General features: G+C 56.4%; 17 protein-coding genes and 2 riboswitches. Of the genes, 10 read left to right on the top strand and 7 right to left on the bottom strand.

Going from position 1 to position 22748, the window contains the following annotated elements:
• Window positions 1-97: 97 nt before the first annotated feature.
• Window positions 98-188, top strand: a riboswitch (glycine riboswitch).
• Window positions 189-211: 23 nt separating this feature from the next.
• Window positions 212-319: riboswitch (glycine riboswitch) on the top strand.
• Window positions 320-376: 57 nt separating this feature from the next.
• Window positions 377-1618 (top strand): D-amino acid dehydrogenase, encoded by a 1242-nt coding sequence (locus L1X57_RS07665; protein ID WP_009722936.1) that lies wholly within the window; start codon window positions 377-379, stop codon window positions 1616-1618.
• 19 nt (window positions 1619-1637) lie between these two features.
• On the opposite strand, the gene L1X57_RS07660 is transcribed toward L1X57_RS07665, so the two are convergent.
• Together L1X57_RS07660 and L1X57_RS07655 are read right to left on the bottom strand one after the other, a co-directional pair.
• Window positions 1638-4700, bottom strand: coding sequence for an efflux RND transporter permease subunit (locus L1X57_RS07660; RefSeq protein WP_009722937.1), 3063 nt, complete (start codon window positions 4698-4700; stop codon window positions 1638-1640).
• On the bottom strand, window positions 4687-5847 hold the full coding sequence (locus tag L1X57_RS07655; RefSeq protein ID WP_009722938.1) for an efflux RND transporter periplasmic adaptor subunit: 1161 nt from the start codon (window positions 5845-5847) through the stop codon (window positions 4687-4689). The genes L1X57_RS07660 and L1X57_RS07655 overlap by 14 nt, the downstream gene beginning before the upstream one ends.
• A gap of 101 nt (window positions 5848-5948) precedes the next feature.
• Here L1X57_RS07655 and L1X57_RS07650 point away from each other — a divergent pair, with 101 nt between their 5' ends.
• Entirely contained in the window at window positions 5949-6599 is a 651-nt protein-coding gene (locus tag L1X57_RS07650) for a TetR/AcrR family transcriptional regulator (protein WP_009722939.1), read from the top strand.
• Between the two features lie 65 nt (window positions 6600-6664).
• On the opposite strand, the gene L1X57_RS07645 is transcribed toward L1X57_RS07650, so the two are convergent.
• On the bottom strand, window positions 6665-8797 hold the full coding sequence (locus L1X57_RS07645) for a PhoX family protein (protein WP_234668006.1): 2133 nt from the start codon (window positions 8795-8797) through the stop codon (window positions 6665-6667).
• A 254-nt stretch (window positions 8798-9051) separates the two neighbouring features.
• Between L1X57_RS07645 and hemP the strand changes: the two genes are divergently transcribed.
• The 8 genes from hemP (at window position 9052) to mgtE (ending at window position 17081) form a co-directional block, all read left to right on the top strand.
• On the top strand, window positions 9052-9219 hold the full coding sequence (gene hemP / locus L1X57_RS07640) for a hemin uptake protein HemP (protein WP_009722942.1): 168 nt from the start codon (window positions 9052-9054) through the stop codon (window positions 9217-9219).
• A 111-nt stretch (window positions 9220-9330) separates the two neighbouring features.
• The gene (locus L1X57_RS07635; RefSeq protein ID WP_009722943.1) at window positions 9331-11304 is read left to right on the top strand and encodes a TonB-dependent receptor domain-containing protein; all 1974 of its coding nucleotides are present in this window, start codon (window positions 9331-9333) and stop codon (window positions 11302-11304) included.
• Window positions 11305-11335: 31 nt separating this feature from the next.
• Window positions 11336-12424, top strand: coding sequence for a heme degradation protein (locus L1X57_RS07630; protein ID WP_009722944.1), 1089 nt, complete (start codon window positions 11336-11338; stop codon window positions 12422-12424).
• The gene (locus L1X57_RS07625; protein WP_234668004.1) at window positions 12421-13290 is read left to right on the top strand and encodes a heme/hemin ABC transporter substrate-binding protein; all 870 of its coding nucleotides are present in this window, start codon (window positions 12421-12423) and stop codon (window positions 13288-13290) included. The genes L1X57_RS07630 and L1X57_RS07625 overlap by 4 nt, the downstream gene beginning before the upstream one ends.
• Window positions 13287-14327, top strand: a complete 1041-nt coding sequence (locus tag L1X57_RS07620) for a FecCD family ABC transporter permease (protein ID WP_234668002.1) — start codon at window positions 13287-13289, stop codon at window positions 14325-14327. The genes L1X57_RS07625 and L1X57_RS07620 overlap by 4 nt, the downstream gene beginning before the upstream one ends.
• On the top strand, window positions 14321-15094 hold the full coding sequence (locus L1X57_RS07615; protein WP_009722947.1) for an ATP-binding cassette domain-containing protein: 774 nt from the start codon (window positions 14321-14323) through the stop codon (window positions 15092-15094). Before L1X57_RS07620 ends, L1X57_RS07615 begins: the two co-directional genes overlap by 7 nt.
• A gap of 127 nt (window positions 15095-15221) precedes the next feature.
• Window positions 15222-15569: a DUF6482 family protein gene (locus L1X57_RS07610; protein WP_009722948.1), complete on the top strand. Its 348-nt coding sequence runs from the start codon at window positions 15222-15224 to the stop codon at window positions 15567-15569.
• Between the two features lie 156 nt (window positions 15570-15725).
• Window positions 15726-17081: a magnesium transporter gene (gene mgtE / locus L1X57_RS07605; protein ID WP_009722949.1), complete on the top strand. Its 1356-nt coding sequence runs from the start codon at window positions 15726-15728 to the stop codon at window positions 17079-17081.
• 102 nt (window positions 17082-17183) lie between these two features.
• Here mgtE and L1X57_RS07600 read toward each other — a convergent pair whose 3' ends face one another.
• From L1X57_RS07600 to iolD, 4 genes are all read right to left on the bottom strand, one after another.
• Window positions 17184-18305 carry a Gfo/Idh/MocA family protein gene (locus L1X57_RS07600; RefSeq protein WP_009722950.1) on the bottom strand — a complete coding sequence of 374 codons (1122 nt, stop codon included), beginning with the start codon at window positions 18303-18305 and terminating at the stop codon, window positions 17184-17186.
• A gap of 75 nt (window positions 18306-18380) precedes the next feature.
• Complete coding sequence (locus L1X57_RS07595) at window positions 18381-19883, bottom strand: CoA-acylating methylmalonate-semialdehyde dehydrogenase (protein ID WP_009722951.1); 1503 nt, start codon at window positions 19881-19883, stop codon at window positions 18381-18383.
• Window positions 19884-19911: 28 nt separating this feature from the next.
• A complete protein-coding gene (gene iolE / locus L1X57_RS07590) occupies window positions 19912-20814 on the bottom strand; it encodes a myo-inosose-2 dehydratase (RefSeq protein WP_009722952.1) in 903 nt (300 codons plus the stop codon).
• Between the two features lie 86 nt (window positions 20815-20900).
• Window positions 20901-22748, bottom strand: a complete 1848-nt coding sequence (iolD, locus tag L1X57_RS07585) for a 3D-(3,5/4)-trihydroxycyclohexane-1,2-dione acylhydrolase (decyclizing) (RefSeq protein ID WP_009722953.1) — start codon at window positions 22746-22748, stop codon at window positions 20901-20903.

Here is a 22748-nt window from a genome sequence, read left to right as displayed (position 1 = left end):
GCAAAGCATGCCGATAAAGCAGCGTGCTCTTCCCTTTTACGCCCCTTAAGACGTTTACCCTATTTCACTTTTTCGACTGACGCGTTAAAACATTGTCAAAGCAATAGCGGGAGAGACTGGTGCTAGCCACCAGCGCCGAAGGAGCAACGACCCCGGAAACTCTCAGGCCACCGGACCGCTATTGTTATGGTATTTACTAGAACAGTAATTACTAACACTTTCCGAAGAGCGGTTGATGACTGCGTCACTCAGCCCACCGAAGGAGCAAGCGCCTCAATGGATGCGTGAATCTCTCAGGTTCCATGACGGAAGGGGTACACCTAGCCACTTTTTGGCTCAGTGTATCGCCCGACGCTCATACAATCTGGAGAGACTTATGCAACGCATTGCTATTATTGGCGGTGGCATCACCGGCATTACAAGTGCTTATGCCTTGGCGAAGCGCGGGTTTGATGTGACTGTTTTTGAAAAGCACCGCTATGCGGCGATGGAAACATCTTTTGCCAACGGCGGGCAGCTATCGGCCTCGAATGCTGAAGTCTGGAACCACTGGCCGACGGTGCTTAAAGGCCTGCGTTGGATGCTAAAAAACGACGCGCCGCTCTTGGTCAACCCTCGCCCTAGTTGGCACAAACTCAGCTGGTTTGCAGAGTTCATCGCCGCCATTCCCCGTTATGCTGACAACACCACAGAAACCACTCGGTTAGCGATTGCTGCCCGGGAACACTTATTCCAGTGGGCGAAAGACGAGCAGATTGATTTCGACCTCAAACAGCAGGGCATTTTACATATCTACCGCGACAAAGCTGGCTTTGATCACGCAGCACGCGTGTCGCAGTTGCTAGCGAAAGGCGGCCTTGAACGCAGATCAGTAACCCCCGATGAAATGCGCACCATCGAGCCAACGCTGGCAGGTAGTTACTATGGCGGTTTCTATACCGAAAGCGACGCCACTGGCGATATCCACAAATACACCAACGGCCTCGCTAAAGCAGCCGCCAACCGTGGCGTGCAGCTTAATTATGGCCACCACATTGACGATATTGGCGCTGACGAGAATGGGGTTTGGGTAAGCGCCACGGTAGATAACAACAGCATGAGCCAACGCTTTGACAGCGTGGTCGTTTGCGCGGGGACCGGCAGCCGCGCCATTGCCGCCAAATTAGGCGATCGCGTTAATATCTACCCCGTAAAAGGTTACTCCATCACCGTACAGCTAGATGACGAGGCCTCTCAGCAAGCCGCGCCAACCGTCAGCCTGCTAGATGATGAAACCAAGCTGGTGACCAGTCGGTTGGGGCACGACCGCTTCCGCGTGGCTGGTACCGCTGAATTTAACGGCGCGAATCGCGATATACGCAACGACCGTATTCAACCGCTGGTTCGCTGGGTAGAAGAGTGCTTCCCTGGCGTGAGCACACAACGCGTAGTGCCCTGGGCGGGCCTACGCCCGATGCTACCTAACATGCTACCCAAAGTTGGGCCTGGCCGTTTGCCCACTGTTTTCTATAACACCGGCCACGGCCACCTAGGCTGGACACTATCAGCCATTACCGCCGAAATGCTGGCGGACGCGGTAGACACTTCTCACGCAACTTCCCTCGTTGTGGGCCGTTAAATATCCAAGCAAACGGCTGCTATTTGACACAGCCGTTTGCTACCCAAAGCCGATAAAGCGCAGGGGTAAAGAAAAACGACACCAGCGTTGCCAAAAGCAGCCCAAAACCGACGGTTTGCGCGAAAGGTGGCCACAATCCACCTGCCGCCATCATCAATGGAATTAATCCGGCGAAAGTGGTGATCGTCGTTGAGACAATATGACGACTGGTGGGGCCGCTAATGACCGCTAACATGGCATCGATATCGCCTTGGCGTGCAGCCTCATCGTCGTCAAACGCAGCAATGATGATGATAGTGGCATTAATCGCCACGCCCACCAGCCCCATAATGCCAACGATAATCACAAAACCGAAGGCATGGCCGCTTAATAACAGCGCCACAATACCCATGCCCATCGCCTGAGCCCCAGCAATAAACACGATAGCTGCGCGACGAAAGGAATTAAACGCCAGCACGACCGTTGCCACCATGGCAATTACCAGCAGTATCACCGAGGCCAACAGGTTACCCACGGCTTCGTCGCGTTCGGCGGCCTCCCCACCGGTTTCAATGCGATAACCAGAAGGGAGATGAATCTCTCCTGCTGTTAGCGCGTTTTGCAGCGAGTCTTCTAGCTGCGCCATGGAAACCGCAGGCAACGCATCGGCCACCAAGTAGCCTTGCACCAACTGTACCCGTTCAGCATTACGGCGAGTAATCACGCTCCAGGCTGGCGTTAGCGATATCTCCGCTACTGCCGCTAGCGGCAACCCCTCTGCGACGCGATCACTGACTAAGCGCAGCGCGGCAAGCTGTTCCGCATCGGTACGCCATTCACCAACATAACGCACTCGAACGGGTAGCTGCTGAGTATCTTCCAGCAGCATGCCAGCAGACTGGCCCGACAGTGCAGCACCAACCTGTTCCGCTAGGCGTTGTGGCGTTAGGCCTGCATCGTGAAGCGCCGTTTGGTCGATATCCAGCGTTAACCTAGGCAGGTCGCGCTGCATGCCTGCGCGCACATGGGTCACCTGAGGCAACTGGTGCATTAGATTCGCTAGTTCGAGCCCCAGCGATGACAGTATGTCCAAGTCATCACCGTAGACCCGTAGCTCAATCGGGGCTTTAAACGGAGGCCCCTGTTCATACTTACGCACCACGCTTTGCGCCTGCGGAAAGTGCTGATCAAGTACCTGCTGCAGCATCGGCACCCGCTGATTCGTCACCGCTAACGACTCGGCATCAACAATCAAGTGTAAAAACGCGGGGTTGTTATCCTCATTGGTCAATACGTTGTAGTACATCATGGGTGCACTTTCGCCGATAAATGCCGACACCCGCTTGATTCCCGGCAGCTCTCGGATAAGGGCCTCGGCTTCGTAGGCCAACGCTGCGGTATTGGCCATGCTGCTAGCCGGTGGCAAGCGTACTTCAATGTGGAATTGATCACGGTCTGCCGGTGGAAAAAACGCGACGTCTAACGTTGGCATTAAGGCGATGCCGCCCACAGGCACACATAACGTTATGATCATGGCAGCCACCGGATGACGCAGCGCGCTGCGTACGGTACGGCGAAAACCACGCTTGACCACGTTATCTTTTGACCCTGACGGCTTATTCGCCACATTGGCTAGCAACATCGGAGATAGCGCGGGCACTAGCAACAGCGATACCAGGTAAGAGCTCACCAGCGCCACCATAACGGCCATGGCTAGCGGGCCTACGAACTCTCCGGCGGGCCCCGGCATTAGCACAATTGGCATAAACGCCAAGATTGTCGTCAACGTACTGGCAAGTAGCGGCACGGCTAAATGGCGCAAGGCATCTCGGGTAGCGGCAATCACCGAATCCCCTTGCAATAAGCGCTCGCGAAGGGCATTGGTCATGACGATGGCGTTATCCACCATTAATCCCAGCGCCACAATAATGCCGGTAATGCTCATCTGGTGGATATCAATACCCAGAGGTTTGAAGAACGCCAACGTGAGCAGCGCCGTGGCGGGAATCGCTAGCCCCACGGTGATCGCCGAGCGCCAGCCCATGGTTAAAAATAGAATAGCCACGACCAGTACTAACCCCATCAGCAGGCTGCTAGCGACATCGCTTAAGCGCTGATTGGTATAACTGGCCTGTTCAAATACCTCCTCAACATCAAGGCCCACGGGCAATTCGTCAGCAAACGCCATAAGTTGTTGCTGAGCCCGTTCAACCCAAACATCGATACGCTGGCCGGGGGCCATACGGGCACCAACAAACACCGCTCGTTCGCCGTTAAGCAGTGCCATGGCGGCAGGCGGATCCTGCACGCCACGGCGCAGCTCGGCAATCTCACCTAGTCTAACCGTCTGGCCTTGCCGGATAGCCACGTCGACATCGCGCAATCTGTCCAACGTATCAAACTCACCGCTCAGTCCGACCGTTAGCCGATGGCCATGTGTAACCACTTCGCCTGCCGTGCGGCGGCCATCACTTGCTTCGATAGCAGCGGCCAACTGGCCTACAGAGAGCCCCAACGCATTTAGCTCTAAGGGGTCGACCATGACCTCGACCTGTTCCCCTGCGACACCAAACAGATGCGTGTACTCCGTGCCTGCAATACGCCTAAACTGGTCTTCTAGGCGTTCAGCATAGCGCTCCATCAACTGAGGATTGGGCGGGGTATCTAGCGTCCAACGCAGGGCGGCCACCATGCTAAAGGCGTAACCTCGGTCATCCAGCAGCTCTGGCGTTTGCACACCGGCTGGCAAGGTTGGCGCGATATCGCCTAACTTATCTCGTACCCGGCTCCACACCGGAGTGACATCAACAACCGCGTCTTCTAATTCAAGACTGATAACAGCGATGCCCTGGCGCGACGTAGACTCAAGCACTTGGATTTCTGAAATAGTGCGCAACTCGTTTTCAATGGGCCGCGCTACCAGCGCTTCAACCTGCTCAGGCGTAGCACCAGGAAACGGCGCGAGCACGGTAGCCATACGCGCAATCAAATGAGGGTCTTCTGCTCGAGGAAGCGTTTGAATAGCCGACAGCCCAGCCACAACCAGCAACCCCAAGGTTAATGCCACAAGACGTCGGTTAAACAACCATTCAATGCGCTGCATAAGCCACATCCTCGCTGAGGGTGACCTGCTGCCCTGGGGTGATGCGGTGAATACCGCTAGTTATTAACCTTATTCCTGGTTCGAGGGTTCCGCGCACGAAAGCTTGATCGCCCTCGGTATGCAACAACTCCACACTCGCCCTTGCCACACGAAAACGCCCCTCTTCTAGCGGCTCTGCCACCAGTACGTTCCACAACCCTCGGTCGGCAGCACGCAAAGCATCTAGCGGCACCCAATAGCCACTGGCAGACTCTGAAATTACGTAGCGGAGTTCAGCGAGATCTCCAGGCACAACGTTGCTTGAAGCGTCCAGCGATACCACCAGCGTCTGTGTACGGCTGTCGCTGTCAATGTGGGGTAGCCGAGCGCGCACCTCACCGCCAATAGTATGCTGATTAACATTGAGTGTGACCGTCTCGCCTGGGGTAAACGTCGCCGCTAACCGAGCAGGCAAACCCAGGTGCGCTTCGAGTTGCTCAATATCGATAAGCTCAAACGCGGCGGTGCCGCTAGCCACTAAACTGCCAACACTGACATAACGTTCAATCACGCGTCCGGCGAAGGGCGCTTTTAACGTGCTATCTTCAAGATCTGCGGTAAGGCTGTCTCGTTCCGCCGCCAGTGCCGCAAGGCGGGCTTGAAGTGTTAGCCGATCTGTACGGGCCTGATCCAGCGTTGTGCGGCTAGCAAAGTTACTTTGATTAAGTTGCGCTTCACGCTCTTCTTGGCGCTGGGCAAAAGCAAGGCCAGCGCGGGCTTCTTCGCTGCGTGCAGCTACCTCTGCCAAACGGCTTTCAAGGCGACGGGTATCCAGTGTCGCCAGCACATCGCCCTGTTCAACCGCATTCCCCCTATCAGCCAACACTTCGCTAACACGCCCAGCGGGCTCAAAGGCAAGCGACACAGACTGACGTGCGACCACTCGACCCGTTAAACGCACGTCCCGCTCAAGCTGTTCGGAGTGGGCAAGAGGCTGCGTAGCCACTTGCAACAAAGCGTTATCAGCCCCTTGCTGATCAGCCAGCTGGGCTCGACTGTGCTGGCTACTAAGCGTAACCACCGCGACTGCCGTAATGCTAATCATGATTAAGGCAGCCAGCGTGCCACGACGTCGGTGCCGCCAGGAAGTATTGAAGGGGGTGCCCATAATGGCCTCGAAATGGTTTATTCTTGAACGATACGGTTCACTATAATATGTGTACGCCAGCGTTCAATATTTATTTATTCGATAGGCACGGATTTTACCGAATGACTGACTCGCAACCTTTACCGCCTGACAAAAAACGCAGCGCCGGCCGCCCCAAAGATATGGCGAAGCGCAACGCGATGCTAGACGCGGCGGCCTGCCTATTTTTTCGCTTTGGACTCGAAGGGGTGACCATGGAAGCCGTTGCCCGTGAAGCAGGTGTTTCCAAAGTGACCGTGTACGGCCATTTTGCGACCAAAGAAGCGCTATTCGGCAGCGTCATTCAGCGTGAAACCGCCCTCATTCGTTATGGACTAGAACAGCTTCCCGACACTCACGAAGCCGTGCGTCAATCACTGATTGAAGTCGGCACAGGCCTCGTGCGCTTTTTGTTGGAGCCCCACGTATTAGCCGTTGAGCGTGTTATGAGTACACAGGGAAGTCAGTACCCTGAACTGCTTCTGGCCTTTTTCGAAGCCGGCCCCTGGGCCACTAAAAAGTGGCTGCAGGAAAAGCTTGAGGGGCTAGCCTGCGCGGGGCATTTAACGCTTAACGCACCCACGCTAGCCGCCGACCAACTCTGTAGTATGTGGCAAGGTATGTTAGTTATGGAGGTGCGCATGGGGGTACGCCAGCCCCCAAGTGATGAAGAGCTTCATCATCAGATTAGTCGCGCCGTAGATGTGTTTTTGGCGGCGTATGGAAACCATTGAGCGCACCACCAGTATGCAAAAAAGCCCCGTAATGAACGGGGCTTTCGCAACGCTTAGGTTTTGATTTAAACGCCCACAGGCCCGCCATCACGCTTTTGAATAACCACCGTTGCGGCTCTGGGTCGTACTTGACCGCTGGCCATAGCGGTGGCGTCTTGGGTCAGTGCGCTACCATCCGCGGGCCAGTTGCCGGGGTGCTGAATATTGATAAACAGCGCCGTTTTATCTGGCGTCGCAAAAATACCAGTCACTTCACAGCCATTCGGCCCAACAGCGAAGCGTTTAAGTTGCTGTTGGTTACTGTTGTTAATCACCGGACCGGTACCCTGAAGCTCGTCTAGGCTGTTAGGCACCACGGCTAATAGCTGATCGTTGGTGTACTCGGTAACGCCTTCATAACCGTTATCGGTCTGAATCCAGAGAATGCCCTGACCGTCATCGCGCTGGTCAAACCACAGACCATCGGGGCTGGCAAACTGGTTCATTTCAGTAAGGCCGGAATGATTGCCTTCATCATTAGTGGCGGCACCAAACACAAACACTTCCCAGCGAAAGGCATTCGGCAGGCGACTTTCACGCCAGCGGATAATATGACCTGCTTCGTTATTAGCGCGTGGGTTAACGGCGTTAGCCGGGGCTGTCTCGTAGCCCACCCCTAGCTGAGCAATGTCATCGCCTTGATTAGTGAAAGTAGCCGCTGCGGCCTCTTCGTTACGTTTAGAGTTATTAGTCAGCGTTAGATACACCTCGCCGGACGAAGGATCTACTGTGGCCCACTCAGGTCGATCCATTGGGGTAGCCCCCATCAGGTCCGCCGCATCACAGGTATTAATAATAACGCCCGCTAGATCGTTCTCTGCCAAGCCCAAAGCCGTTGCCAGCGGACGACCATCGCGTGTTTGGGCGCTAGGTGTTAGCGGCAACCACTCACCGCTACCATCGGCATGGAAACGGGCCACATAGAGGGTGCCGTTATCCATATACTTACTACCAATAGCGAGACGGTCATACGCCTCGCCTGGGCGATTGGCATCGGCAGGGTCCCAAGCAGCGTCAGAAACGTATTTATAGACGTACTCGTTACGTGCATCGTGACCAGAGTAATAAACCACCGGCTGACCGGCCTCTAGCTTGCCTAACCAACACCCTTCATGGCGGAAACGGCCTAGTGCTGTGCGCTTAACCGCGAGGGCATCACTGTAGGGGTCGACTTCTACTTGGTAGCCAAAAGTGCGCGCTTCATTGCGGTAGTCATCTTCGGCACGCTCACCGCGTGGCGTGATATCGAAACGGGCAAACTCATCATTTTCTTCAGAGGCATCACCCGCCGAGGTATCCCAACCATAGCGGCTTTTGTCAGTGGGGATACCAATCCGCGCGTCGTCCTGGAAGAGCTGACCGTGATTAACGAACACATTGGGCCAGTTCTCTTCGCAAGCGATATAAGTCCCCCAAGGAGTTACTCCGTGACCACAGTTGTTATTGGTACCACGGGTTTGAGTACCCACTGGCGAAAAGCGCGTTTTTACATAGTCGCTGCCCGCCACCGGGCCAGCAAGTTCCATCGGTGTCGCGCTGGTAAAACGGCGGTTATAGGATGATCCAGGCACATGCGACCAGTGACCGTTAGCATCTTTTTCGACTTCGACAATGGTGACGCCGTGAGCGTTGATTTCGGTACGCGACTCCTCCGCTGGACGCTTGCCTCCAGCGTCAGTGGGGCCACCCTGCGGAGCCCAGAGCGCATCTTGTTCGATATATTCGTTGTTGAGGGCTAACACAAAGCGCTGCGAGGCGTTATCGGCATCCAGGGCAAAACCAGCCATTCCATCGTGGTTCATACCCACGCTAGCGGCTTGACGCTCGGCGGTCATTGGCTGGTCGGGCTGCCAGCTGTCACCAGCGCTCAACGGCGTTCCCCACGGCACAAGCACTTGGGCAATATAGCCTTCTGGCACTACGACAGCATCTGTTCGCGACCCTTGAACCGCCTCAAACGCCAGCGTCAACGGCGTTTTTTGCGCCCCGTTTGAAGCCAGCGCTTGGGCGGCGCCGCCAAAGCCAAGCATTGAAGCAGCGGCCAAGCCTAAGCCGCCACGCATTACCGCACGCCGTGAAACATGCTGCGCCAACACATCCGCAAATGGCTGGTTGCTGCTCTGATTAAACAGGCGGTGATCTTCAATTTCCTTGCTCATAACGGTCCCCTTGTCACGGTTAACACGCGCTAGTTTTAAGTTAAGGAGACACTAATCAATTTAGATGACAGGGTAATGACGAGCACTCTACTGTTATATGAACGTTCATTAGCAAGCTTTCACCGACTATTAAACCTTTAGCGAAGCGTCTGCACGTTAGTTGAGAACGATGGTTAAGAGTGATGGTTGTGAGCGAGGGGGAAGTCTGCTAAATTAATGCTAATAGTTATCATTACCACAGGACATAACCTCTCATGCAGCCTAGGAAAAAAGATGTTTCGCCAGAAGGCTCACCTAGCGCATCTCGCGAGGTGACAAGTCAGGCGCTGCTTGATCAAGACGGTCAGTTGGTTATTCACCATGAACAGCGACGCTATGTGCTGCGCCGCACGAAAAGCGGCAAGCTGATCTTAACAGCGTAAGCCTTTTAAAAATAATCACTTACCTACTACTAAAATTTTTAGCCAGCCAGGTAGCCCATCGCACCCAGCCAGCAACATTATCCATCACTTTCTGCTGGAACTGTCTGGCCCATGAAACCAACTCACACGTTAGGCCTTTGCCTTACCTTACTTCCTCTATTGCCCGCCTACGCCAATGACACGGATTTAGATCCCGTCACGGTAACAGGTACCCGAGCACCGACGGATCTGTCCCGCGCACCGCTGATTATCGACATCATTGACCGCCAAGACGCAACGCTTGCCACTGCGAGCCGCGTTGAAGACGTGCTGAGCCGCCAGCCTGGCCTGCATGTTGCTGGCCAAGGACGCCGTAACGGCCAAACGCTGAGTATGCGTGGCTTCGGGAGAAATGGTGTACTGGTGCGCCTGGATGGCGTTCGCCAAGATATTTCCACCGGACATGTGGGCAACTTTTTTCTAGACCCAGCGCTGATTCAAGAAGTGCAGATTGCCCGTGGCTCGCTTTCCAGTCTGTACGGTAGCAACGCCATGGGCGGCGTTGTTAGCTTTACCAGTGTCGAGGCCAGCGACCTGTTAGCCCCAGGTGAAGATAGCGGTGCACGTCTTTCCCTAGGTGGGGCGACGGCTAACAACGAGCTACGCGGCAGCCTGACCGCGTTTGGCCGCCGCGACACGGCTAATGGGCAAGTGGATGGGCTATTTTCTGTGGGCCGCAGCGAGTCCGGCGATATTCGTCGCGCGGGCGGTGATGAAGCAGTAGAAGATGCCAGCCTCAATAGCCTGCTGCTCAAAGGCGGCTGGATGCCAAATGACGAACAGCGGGTGTTTATTAGCTGGCAGCACTATGACGAGCGCGCCACCCAACCCGCTAATCCGCAGCAGCTATCAACCAGCGCTAGCAACCCATTACGCGACCGTGATGTTGAGAGCAATAACGTACAGCTTGGCCACCGCTGGCAACCGAGTGGTGCCACCGAAATCACCTCACAGCTCACTTTTAGCCAACAAGATATCGACGAGCCACAGGCTAGCCGTACCCTTGAACGAGTTGGCCTGCAGAGCGACGGCTATCACAGCATCGATCACGGCTGGCTTTCACAAACGCTGGTGTTTGGTGCCGAGCTAGAACAGGCCCGTCAGCGGCCTGATGGTGAAGCGAATGGTTTCCCCAAGGCAGATATTGATACCCAAGCGGCATATTTAGACACGACCCTCACTGCCGGTAGCTACTTGGCTGAAGGCGGCGCGGGGCAGTTTGACGTTGGCATAGGCGCTCGCTACGACCGCTATGACGCCAGCGGTCAAAACGATGCCGACAGCGTGCACGACCAAGTGTCGCCGCGCTTCCGCCTTGCCTGGCGACCCGACGACTCCTTGATGCTTTTCTCAGGCTACGCCGAAGCCTTCCGCGCGCCCAGCCTTTCCGAGCTTTACGCTAACGAGCGCCACTTTGCTGGGTTCTGTGCAGGGCCATTTTTCTGTACGCCCGACAACTACTGGATTCCCAACCCTAGCCTTTCCCCCGAAACCAGCCGCACATGGGAAAGCGGTGTGGTGTGGCACCAAGGCGACTGGCAGGTGCGCGCCAGCTACTTCGACACCCGTGCAGACGACTTCATCGACACTCAGGTCGATATCATGGCGGGCACAACTCAAGCCGTAAACGTGCAGCGTGCTCAGCTATGGGGCTATGACGCCCGACTTACTTGGCAACCTAACGCATTCCCGCTGCTGACCAGCTTTGTAGGTCTTTCAGAGGTATCTGGAAAGGATCGCGACAGCGGTGAGGCTCTGGGTAGCCAAACGCCCCTGGAAATGACACTGGGCAGTGACGTCGCGCTTTATAACAGCGCTGTACGGGTCGGCTGGCAAGGCCGTTTTGCTCAGGCGTTCGACAAACAGGGCGACGATGAACGCCTGCCAGGCTATGGGCTGCACGATATACACCTTGCCTGGCAAATCACCCCCGCTATTGATACCGCACTGCGCCTCGCCAACCTCGGCGACAAAGTGTGGTATCGACCTGATGGCAGCCTGGGCGACGGGCGCAGCCTGTTCGCCACCCTCAACTGGCAGTGGTAACCCGCTGCAATGTTAAGTCTAGAGGTGACGTATGATTGAGTCTCAGCAGATCGCAATTCTTGAAGCCTTTGACGCAGCTCGAGCAGCGCAGCATCGCCTGCCAGCGATTGATATTGCCGAGCGCTTATCAATCAGTGAAGGCGAACTTCAGGCAGCGCGCTTAGGCCGTGACGTGTGGACGCTGCCCCTTGCGCCGAAAGACCTTGCGGCTCGCCTCCCCCTGTTAGGCCGAGTCAAAGCGCTCACCCGCTCTCGTTTAGCCGTGCTCGAGCAAACCGGTGATTACCCTGACCTGGACGGCGGGCCGCAAACCGGCTTGCTGCTTGACCCAGGCGGCCTAGATTTACGGTTACTGTATTCCCATTGGCACTGGGCCTGCCTGATCCGCGACCCTATCCATGACCCTATCCATGACCCTGTCCGTGACTCCCTGCCAACAGAGAATGAACAAGGCAAGTGGCGTTGGAGTCTGCAAGTTTTTAACCAGCATGGCTGTGCCATTCACAAAAGCTTTGCGCTGGAAAATCCGCTGCCTCGCCCATGGGGCGCATTAGCCGCCCTAGGCACCATGGACGCCCCGGCGTTTACCCAGTGCATACCCCGTTTAAAGCGTGCCCTCCCGGAAGCACCTATGCTAGCCAGCGAATGGGGATCAATGCGCGATGTGCACCAATTCTTCGCCTTGCTTCAGCGCCACCATCTAGAGCGCATTGAAGCCAACCAGCTAATGGAAGGCCGTTATACTCGCGCGTTGCCCGTCGATGCTCTGGAAAATCTGTTAACCAAAGCAAGTCAGCGCGCACTGCCACTGATGCTGTTCGTGGCAAGCCCCGGCTGTGTACAAATTCGCACTGGCACGCTACCTGAACCTCAGCGCGCCCGCGGATGGCTGAACCTGTTTGGCGAGCAGTTCACGCTGCACCTTAATGACACCGCCATTGAGCAAGTGTGGCAGGTCAGCAAGCCTAACCGTGACGGTGGCGTCACCAGTGTAGAAGCCTTTGATGCAGAGGGGTCTTTGGTGCTGCAAATTTACGCTGAGCGCCAGGAAGGTCGCGTGGAGCGTCCCGAGTGGCGGCAGTTGCTGAATGAACTCGGCAGCCAAGAGGCCGTGGCATGAATGTCACACGCTTCGCATGCCAGTCGTTTGCCGCGCTACTGATTGGCTGGTTAACCACTGGCGGGGCGCTAGCCAATGAACGCTGGGTCATTCTGGGCGGCGATATCGCTGAAACTATCGCCGCGCTTGGCGCGGATATCGAGGTCGTTGCCCGCGACGATACGGTGTTCCACCCGCCAGAAATGGCCGCACTGCCTTCCGTAGGCTATCTGCGCCAGCTGTCGGCAGAAAGCGTACTCTCAGTGGCGCCGGATCGTGTGTTAGCAGCGGGACATTCCGGCCCAAAAGAGGTGTTGGAACAGCTAGAGGCCGTGGGTGTAACGGTTGATGTGATTGATGCCCCTGCTGACCTTTCCTCGATTGCCGAGAAAGTCCGCACAGTAGCTCAGCACACGCAACGCCAACAAAGGGGTGACGAGTTGGCAGCCTCACTCACCGCAACGCTTGAGCGCTTGGCGGCTCTTCCCCCGCTGCCTGATACGCGTGCGATGTTTATTCTTCACCATAGTGGGCTAACACCGCGAGTCGCCGGCAGCGATACCGCCGCTCATATAGCCTTGGATGCCGTTGGCCTCGACAATGCCTTTGGCGATATGACTGGCTATCAAAGTGTCGCGGCAGAGGCGCTGGCAAAAGAAGCACCCGCGCTGGTGATTATGTCCCAGCGGGGGTTAGACGCGTTGGGCGGTGAAAGCGCGCTATGGCAGTTACCGGGGATGCGCTTAACGCCCGCAGGGCGCGAACAGCGGCTTATTGTGATTGATGATCAGGCGCTACTCGGCTTTGGCCCCCGCACGCCTGACCAGCTATTTACCCTACGCCAAAACATTGAAGCGCTACTTGGCACAGAGCAGGCTAGCCGATGATTACCAGCGCTTCCCATGATCGTTATCGGCCCTCACTCCCGCTTAACCGAGCCACACGTGTGTTGAGTGGCCTGACACTGGCACTATTAATTGCCCTGGGCTGGGGTGCGGCTTCAGGCGCGCTAGGCGTGTCACCCTGGGCACTTATCAATGGCAGCGCGGACGAGCTCAGTGTCCAAGTGTGGTGGCAGCTACGCCTACCGCGCCTACTTCTGGGGGTTGCCGTGGGGGCGATGCTGGCGGGCAGTGGTGCCGCCATGCAGGGGCTATTTAGAAACCCATTGGCCGACCCAACGCTATTAGGCCTTGCCAGTGGTGCAGGGCTATTTGTAGCACTTTGGATTGTGCTATTTCAGGGCAGCGCTGCCGGTAGCCTCTATGGCCAGTTTGCGGCTGGGTTCCTAGGGGCACTTAGCGTTTGCTTAGTGGTATTTGGCATTGCCAAGCGCCAAGGTGGTGGCAGTGCCGCCGTGATGTCGCTGCTGCTAGCAGGCTTGGCAATCAACACCTTAGCTGGCGCTGGGGGCGGCGTACTGGCGTTTATTGCCAGCGATGAGCAGCTACGCCAGCTAAGTCTCTGGGGGATGGGCACGCTTACCAACGCTCTGTGGCGCACCACGGCCTTAGCCCTTGTCCTTATTGCTGTTGCCCTATGGCTGTTAATACGCAGCGCTCGTGAGCTTGATCTACTTCAGCTAGGCGAATCTACCGCCCATGCGGCAGGCTTGGATGCAACGCGCTTAAAACGCCGTGTGGTTGTTGCTACCTCGCTTGGCGTAGGGCTGTGCGTCGCGCTGACCGGCGTAATTGGCTTTCTTGGCTTGCTCATCCCCCACTGCCTACGACTTTGGCTCGGGCCTGGCCATCGCCTGCTGCTACCCGCCTCTATGTTAGGCGGTGCACTACTGCTAGTGGTGGCCGATACCCTGGCGCGCACCCTAGGTGCCCCTGCCGAAATTCCTGTCGGGCTGTTAACCAGCTTACTGGGTGGCCCTTACTTTCTTTACCTCCTAATGCGTCGGAATCGGGCATGCTAACCCTACATCAAGCTGGTTTCACCACCACGCCCTCTATCGCGCCGCTGGACGGCACCCTTCGCCCTGGAGAACTGCTCGCTATTGTTGGGCCTAACGGCGCGGGCAAAAGCACCTTACTTAGCATGCTGTCGGGGTTTCGCCCTTGTGAACAAGGCGAGCTACACCTGGATGGAAAGCGTCTGAGTGATTGGCCAATCAGCGAGCTTGCCAATCGCCGGGCGCTAGTGGCCCAACAGGAGTTACTCGGCTTTGATTGGCAAACCTGTGAGCTGATGAGTTTAGGCAGCAATCCAAGCAGCACACTTGTTGCAGAGCTACTGCATGATTTAGACCTGACGCACCTTGCCAAACGCAGCGTGCTTTCGCTCTCTGGCGGCGAACGCCAACGGGTAATGATTGCGCGGGGTGCCTGTCAGCTACTCTCTCGACGCGCACCCACCGCCAAAGATGGCGGACTTTTACTGCTGGATGAACCCACTAGCGCTCTGGATATCGGTCAGCAGCAGCGCTTAATGCGTCAACTGCGCACCTGGGCAGAACGACATCATATGGCGATTGTCTGCGTGCTTCACGACCTCAACTTAGCTGGCACCTACGCCGACCGAGTGTGGCTGTTGCATCAAGGTCAGCGTATTGCTCACGGCTCGCCCGCTGAGGTACTTGATCCGCAACGCATAGCGGCTATCTATCATGCCGATATTACTGCACTGAGCCACCCCACATCACACCGTACGAACGGTACCCCCTGGCTAGCGCTAGATCATTGATCAACAGGGCATCACAGCAGGCTAGCCTCATAGAGAGGCATACGAAGCAGTACAAAACAGCTGTACAAAAGCATCACAAACCTTAGACTTAAACGTATATAAGTTTATCGTCTAGTGAGGTGATGCCATGTCCTCAACGCTCCCAGCGCGTCTTACCCTTGAAGAACTTTTACAACGCTCACAAACCTCCGCGCCGCGTCCTGAAGTAGAGCTGCTTGGGCTCGACATGGGCTGGTATATCGTGCGATTGCATCACAATGACTCGGTTAGTTTACTGGTCGATTCCCAAGGTGAAACCAAGCGCTTTAGCGGTACCCAATGTGTCAGCCGCGCACTGGCGCCACTTGGCTTTACCCACGGCGTTCTCACTTGGGCAGACGCCGTCGACGAAATGATCGGCAACGACACCCCGCCAGTTTCGGCTCAACAACGCATGGCTTACGGCGTTCGCGTTGCGTTTGAGACACGGCACTGATTGCTAACCCAACCACCGTTTCAGTGAAGCCAAAAGCCATGCTGGCATTAAATACCGACATGGCTTTCAACCCAGCCTATCGATAAGATTCATCATGAGCCATCAAGTGCTTTCTAGTAGTTGTGTTAAAAACTAATTTTCCAAAGGATGGACTCTATGCGCGATGAGGAAAAATACACCCATTCAGAGGAGCAACTGCTCTATCTTCAAAAACGGTTAGATGAGGAAGATACCGCCGCCCTGAGCGAGCTGTTTGCTGAACTCGATATTTTGTCGATTGCGCGCACGCTTGAGTCTTTCCCAACCAAAACTCGCGACCGATTGTGGGAGTACATTCCTGAAGCACTGCTCGGCGAGGTGCTTGCCGAAGTCGATGAAGATATTCGTGCCGACTATATAGAAGATCTTTCAGCCAGCGATGTAGAACAAATCGTTAAAGGCCTGGACGCCCAGGAAGTAGCTGAAGTTCTCGACGTCGCCGACGATGCGATCAAAACGACCGTCTATGCCAGCCTAGACCAGGAGATCCGTGCCCAGGTTGAGAACCTTCATGCTTATGAAGATGACGTGGTCGGTCGTTACATGGACCCAGAGACGGTCAATGTAAAACAGGGCGTATCACTGGAGGCTGTACAGCGCTATATCCGCATTCATCACCTATTAGATGATGAGTCACAGCAGATCATGATTACCGATAAGGATAAGCGACTGCTGGGCACGCTGACGCTCATTGATCTCATCAAACAGCCTCAGGAGAGCATCGTTGATGAGTACATGGATACCCCCTTCACGCTAAATGACCAGATGAAGGTAAGTGAGGCTGCCGCACTACTCCGCTCTAAAGAGCTGCCGTTTGTTCCCGTTTGCGATAGTGACGGGCTATTAGTGGGTCAGTTGAACGCCGCTGATGTATTAGAAATCACCCAAGATGATGCTGATATGACGTTAAAACACATGTCAGGCGTCAGCGATGAAGAAGAAGTCTTCACTCCGATACTCCGCAGCGCAAAGAGCCGTGGAATTTGGCTGGGCATTAACCTGCTCACCGCTTTTTTAGCGGCCTTCGTGATTGGGCAGTTTGAGGAGGTACTGGATCAAATTGTAGCGCTGGCCATCTTAATGCCGGTAGTCGCGAGTATGGGTGGGATTGCGGGCAGCCAAACACTCACTGTGGTGATACGCGGCTTAGCGCTCGGCCAGCTCGCCGGTAATAACAAACAGTGGCTCTATAACAAAGAGCTGTGGGTGGGGATGAGTAACGGCTTAGTGTGGTCGCTGGTCGTTGGCGGTATTTCTTATCTGTGGTTCAGCGACCCGCTGATTACGCTGGTGATTACGTTAGCCATCTTTGTGAATATGAGCCTAGCGAACTTATCGGGTGTGCTGATTCCCTTAGTGTTGAAAAGGTTGCAAATAGATCCCGCATTATCAGGCGCCGTCATTTTAACCACTGTCACTGATGTGGTCGGTTTCCTGTCGTTCTTGGGGCTGGCGACAGTGATTATTTTGTGATCAGAATGCACCCACTGACGCTGAACCTGCCGTTTCAGTGCCAGTGGGCCTGCTTTAATAGCTAATCACGTGAAAATAGCTCAATGATTTAACCGCGTAATTTTATACAGCTACCCACATACCTTGTTTATTTGAGGACTCAATCGCATCAATCAAACGATTCACCCGTGCGGCTTCGCGGAAGTCAGGATAGAGGGGGCGGTGGTTGATGATGCCCTCCACCAGGTCGCGCACCTCGATAATCTTCTGATCGTTATAGCCCAGACCGTGCCCCGGCGCGGGGCTGAACGCGGCATAGTCGGGGTGTTCCGGGCCCGCTAACAGCGTAGTGAACCCGCGCCTGCCGTGGGCGTCGCCGTGGCGATATAGCTGCAGCTCGCTCATGCGCTCCTGGTCAAACACAATGGCGCCTTTGGTGCCCGTTAGCGTGTAGGCCAAGCCCATTTTGCGGCCAGCCGCCACCCGTGATGTTTCGATATTACCGATTAACCCCTGGTCAAACCGCAGCATGGCCTGGGCCTGGTCATCGTTCTCTACCGCAGCCATACCGCTGCCATCGGCCTTAGGCCGAGTGGGTATGACGATTTGCAGTTGGCCGCATACCTCGGTAATGCGCTGCCCGGTTAAAAATTCGGCCATATTGAGGATATGCGACCCCACATCACCTAACGCACCGGCCCCAGCGGCCGCCCGCTTGGTATGCCAGTCATGGGGCTTGTGCGGGTCGAGCAGGTAATCCTCATTGTGCCGTCCACGAAAGTGAATCAGCTCACCAATTTCACCGCTGGCAACAATCTGACGAGCCAACTGGGTGGCGGAATTGCGAATGTAGTTAAAGCCTACCAGGGTTTTGACGCCCGCCTTTTCAGCCGCGGCGACCATCTCGTCAGCGTCTGCCGTGCTCAGCGCCAGCGGTTTTTCGGCGTAAACATGCTTACCAGCGGCAATGGCGGCCAGCGCCATCTCTTTATGCAGGAAGTTGGGCGCGCAGATATCCACCACGTCCACCTCACTATCTTCTACCAAAGCGCGCCAATCGTCGGTGGCTCGGGCAAATCCCCAGGCCCGCGCCCGGCTCTCTGCAGTGGCAAGGTTAACGTCCGCAAGCAGTTCGCAAACGGGCTTGGCGGGCAGTTCAAAAACGCTGGACGCCGCATTAAAGGCAATGGCGTGAGCTTTGCCCATAAAGCCGGTGCCGATTAGGCCAATCTTGAGGGTTTTCATTGTGGTTATCCCTGTTCTAAAACAATAACGCCGGGCTAGGCCCGGCGTTAAATGGTGTCGTGCCCCGTAGGCTGTTTACATGGTCGGCATGGTGAAGTGGTTGGTCTCTTCACGAATGCCGCTGGGCCAGCGTTGAGTGATGGTTTTCATACGGGTGTAGAAACGCACACCGTCGGGGCCGTGCATGTGCAGCGGGCCAAACAGCGAGCGCTTCCAACCGCCAAAACTGTGGAACGCCATGGGTACCGGGATAGGTACGTTAACGCCGACCATACCGACCTGGATCTGCTCGCAGTACTGACGCGCCGCATCGCCGTCGCGGGTAAAGATTGCCGTGCCGTTGCCGTATTCATGAGCGTTGATCATGCTGACCGCTTCGTCGAAGCTCGCCACGCGAGCAATGGCCAGCACCGGACCAAAGATCTCCTCGGAGTGAATACGCATGCTGGGCGTGACATGGTCAAACAGGCTGCCGCCGATAAAGTAACCATCGCCTGCACCGTCAACCGCTGTCTGGCGACCGTCGACCACAAGCTCTGCGCCTTCATCCACGCCGACCTGGATATAGCCCGCCACTTTCTCAAGATGCTCGCGGGTGATCAGCGGCCCCATATCGTTATCCGGGCCATCAACCAGGCCTGGCCCGACCGTGAGTTTATCCAGTTCGGCCACCAGCTTTTCACGCAGACGGTTGGCGGTATCTTCGCCTACGGGCACGGCCACAGAAATCGCCATGCAGCGCTCGCCTGCCGAGCCATAGGCCGCGCCCATCAGGGCACCCACGGCTTGATCGAGATCCGCATCGGGCATGATCACCATATGGTTTTTAGCCCCGCCCAGGGCCTGAACACGCTTGCCATGGGCTGATGCGGTAGCGTAGATGTACTCGGCGATGGGTGTGGAGCCGACAAAGCTGACCGCCTGAACACGCTCATCGGTGAGCAGCACATCTACCGCTTCTTTATCACCATTGACGACGTTAAAGACGCCATCAGGCAGGCCCGCTTCGCTTAACAGCTCGGCTAAGCGCAGCGGCGTGGAGGGATCTTTTTCCGAAGGCTTCATGACGAAGGTGTTGCCGCAGGCCAGTGCAATGGGGAACATCCACATGGGCACCATGGCGGGGAAGTTGAACGGCGAGATACCGGCGCACACGCCCAGCGGCTGCATCATCGAATAGCTATCAACGCCGGTGCCGACGTTCATGGAGTGCTCGCCCTTCTGCAGGTGGGGAATGCCGCAGGCAAACTCGACCACTTCCAGGCCCCGGGTCACTTCACCTTTGGCGTCTGAAAACACCTTGCCGTGTTCGCTGGAGATCAGGCGCGCCAGCTCATCGGTGTGCTCCTCAACCAGCGCTTTAAATTTAAATAGGATACGCGAACGCTTCAGCGGCGAGGTTTTTGACCAGGCGACAAAGGCCTCATCGGCGATGCGCACCGCTTCGCGGGTTTCATCAGCGGTGGCCAGCGCCACCTGGGCGCTCTGCTCACCGGTGGCCGGGTTATAAACCGGCGAAGTGCGCTGGCTCTGACCGGCAGAGAGCTGACCATTAAGATAGTGGGATAGCGTCTTCATACAAGCTCCTGATTAAAAGCGGTGCTGTTTAGCTGGCAACGTCGAAGCCTGCCTGCTCGGCAAGTTGGCGTAGGTTGCGGTAACTCAGGCGGGCGTAAGTCAGCGGATGGGCAACTTCCGGGTCTTGTTCGGCTTCAACCACTAACCACCCCTGGTAGCCCTGTTCGCACAGGTGGGTTAAGGCGGGCAAAAAATCCACATTGCCATCCCCTGGCACCGTAAACAGGCCATCTAACACGCCGTTTAAAAAGCTTTTGTCGCGGTTGCGTACCGCGTCCAGCACTGGAAAGCGAAGGTCTTTGCAGTGCACATGGTGGATACGCTGGCTGTAGCGTTTGGCGATGGCGAGTGGGTCACCGCCGGCACCGCGCAGATGACCAAAGTCGAGCAGCAACCCCACCCCTTCACCGGTGTTATCCATTAAGCGCTCAACGTCGGCCTGGCTTTCGATCACCGTGCCCAGGTGATGGTGATACACCAGCTGAATGCCCTGGGATTTCAGGTAGTCGCCCACCACTTCCAGGCCATGCAGCAGTCGCTGCCACTCTTGCTCGGAAAGATGCGGGCGGTGGGAGAGCGGGCGCTCCTGATCGCCGTGTACACAGTGGGTGACTTCACAAAGCACCATCACCTTCGCGCCACACTCCTTGAGCAGGTTCATGTGATCCTGAATGGCGTCAATCTCTTCTTCAGGTGTGCGTTCCAACAGCTGCGCGGAGTACCAGCCCGACACAAGCGCCAAGTCGTGGGCGCTAAGCACCTGATTCAAGGCGTCAGGTGTACGGGGGAACTTGTTACCTAATTCAAAACCACTAAAACCTGCCTCGCGACCCTCTTTCAAACAGGTTTCCAGCGGTGTTGCGCCACCCAGGCTGGGCAAGTCATCGTTGGTCCAGGTGAGCGGATTGATGCCTAAAGTAACCGTCGGCATAGCGTATTCCTTGTCATTTTTGTCTGAGTATTTTTGGCGTTAGGGCGCTTTACCCTATCGCCGACTCTCTGATGTTCTGCATTCGATTAGCGGGCCTGGCGCTGCTTGGCTTCGCGGTACCCTTGATAGGCTTTATTGACCGCTTCACGCTCGGAAACCTCGGGCACGGCCACTTCCCACCAAGCGCCGCCTTCGTGGGTGCTGGGTAAAGGGTCAGTATCCAGGGCAATCACATAAGTCGAGGTGGCGCTGCGAGCGCGCACCAGCGCCTGCTCCAGTTCCGCAATACCGCTCACCGATTCAGACTCACAGCCCAACGCTTTGGCGTGGGCGGCAAAATCGGTTTTCGGTGCGCCCGCCTCGACAGTGCGGCAGTCTTGCAGCAGGTTGTTGAAACCTGCTCCGCCGGTGGCCTGCTGCAAGCGGTTGATGCAGCCATAGCCGCGGTTATCTAACACCACCACAATCAGCCTGTGGCCCAGCATCACCGAGGTCGCCAGCTCTGAGTTGTGCATCAGGTAGCTGCCATCGCCGACCATCACTACTACTTCCCGCTCTGGCTTGGCCATCTTGACGCCCAGCCCGCCGGCAATTTCATAGCCCATGCAGGAGAAGCCGTACTCCACGTGGTAGCTGCCGGGGCCAGAGCATTGCCAGAGCTTATGCAGCTCGCCGGGCAAACCACCGGCGGCGCATACCACGGTGGTATCGTTGCCTGCCTGACGATTGACCGCACCGATCACCTGAGCATCGGTAGGCAGCGCTAGCCCTTGATCTGCGGTTACACGGCGCACTATTTCGGCCCATTCGCGTTTGAGCGTGCCGGTTTGTTCGCGCCATTCATCGCTACCGCGCCACTCGCCCAGCGCTGCGTCGAGTTGCCCCAGCCCGATCAAAGCATCGCAGCTAAGCGGCAATGCTTGATGCTTCAAGCTATCGAAACGGCCAACGTTAAGGGCGATCAGTGTTTTATCGTTGTTTTCAAACAGCGCCCGAGAGCCAGTGGTAAAGTCCTGCAAACGCGTGCCCACCGCCATAATGACATCTGCCTGCTCCGCCAATTGGTTGGCGGCTGCGCTGCCGGTCACCCCAATGGCACCCACTGCGCAAGGGTGGCTATCGGCCAACGCTCCTTTGCCGGCCTGGGTTTCGGCTACCGGGATGCCCCGCGCTTTAGCAAACTCTGCCAGGGCATCGCAGGCAGCGGCGTAATGCACGCCGCCGCCGGCAATGATCAGCGGGCGCTTGGCCTGTTGCAGTGCGGCGATGGCTTGGCGAAGTTCGAAAGCATCTGGCGGCGAGCGGCGAATGCGATGCACTTTGGGGGCAAAAAATGCCTCCGGATAATCATAGGCAAAGGTTTGCACATCCTGGGGCAGCGCCAGGGTCGCGGGGCCGCAGTGCTCAGGGTCAAGCAGGGTGGCAATCGCCTGGGGCAGGCTAGTCAGCAACTGCTCGGGGCGGTTAATGCGGTCGAAGTAGCGCGATACCGGGCGAAAACAGTCGTTGACGCTAATCGTCGGGTCACCGAAATGTTCCACTTGTTGCAGTACCGGATCCGGTTCGCGGGTGGCAAAGGTGTCCCCCGGCAGCAGCAGGATCGGCAACCGGTTGGCATGAGCAAGCGCCGCAGCGGTGACCATATTGGTCGCCCCTGGGCCGATGGAGCTGGTCGCCGCCATTAGACGCTGACGGCCATTGGCCTTGGCAAAGGCGATCGCCGCGTGGGCCATGGACTGTTCGTTATGGGCACGAAAGGTCGGCAATTCGTCTTGCACGTGATAAAGCGCTTCGCCTAACCCTGCCACGTTGCCATGACCAAAAATCGCAAATACCCCCTCAAAAAGCGCCACTTCTTGGCCGTTGATGTCGATACGCTGGGCGGCAAGGTACTTAACCAGCGCTTGAGCCATGGTGAGTCGAATGGTGCTCAT

This window comes from Halomonas sp. TD01, assembly GCF_923868895.1.
In the GTDB taxonomy this organism is placed as follows: domain Bacteria; phylum Pseudomonadota; class Gammaproteobacteria; order Pseudomonadales; family Halomonadaceae; genus Vreelandella.
The sequence above is the reverse complement of the archived record's forward strand: the minus strand, read 5'-3'. Positions and strand labels throughout refer to the sequence as shown.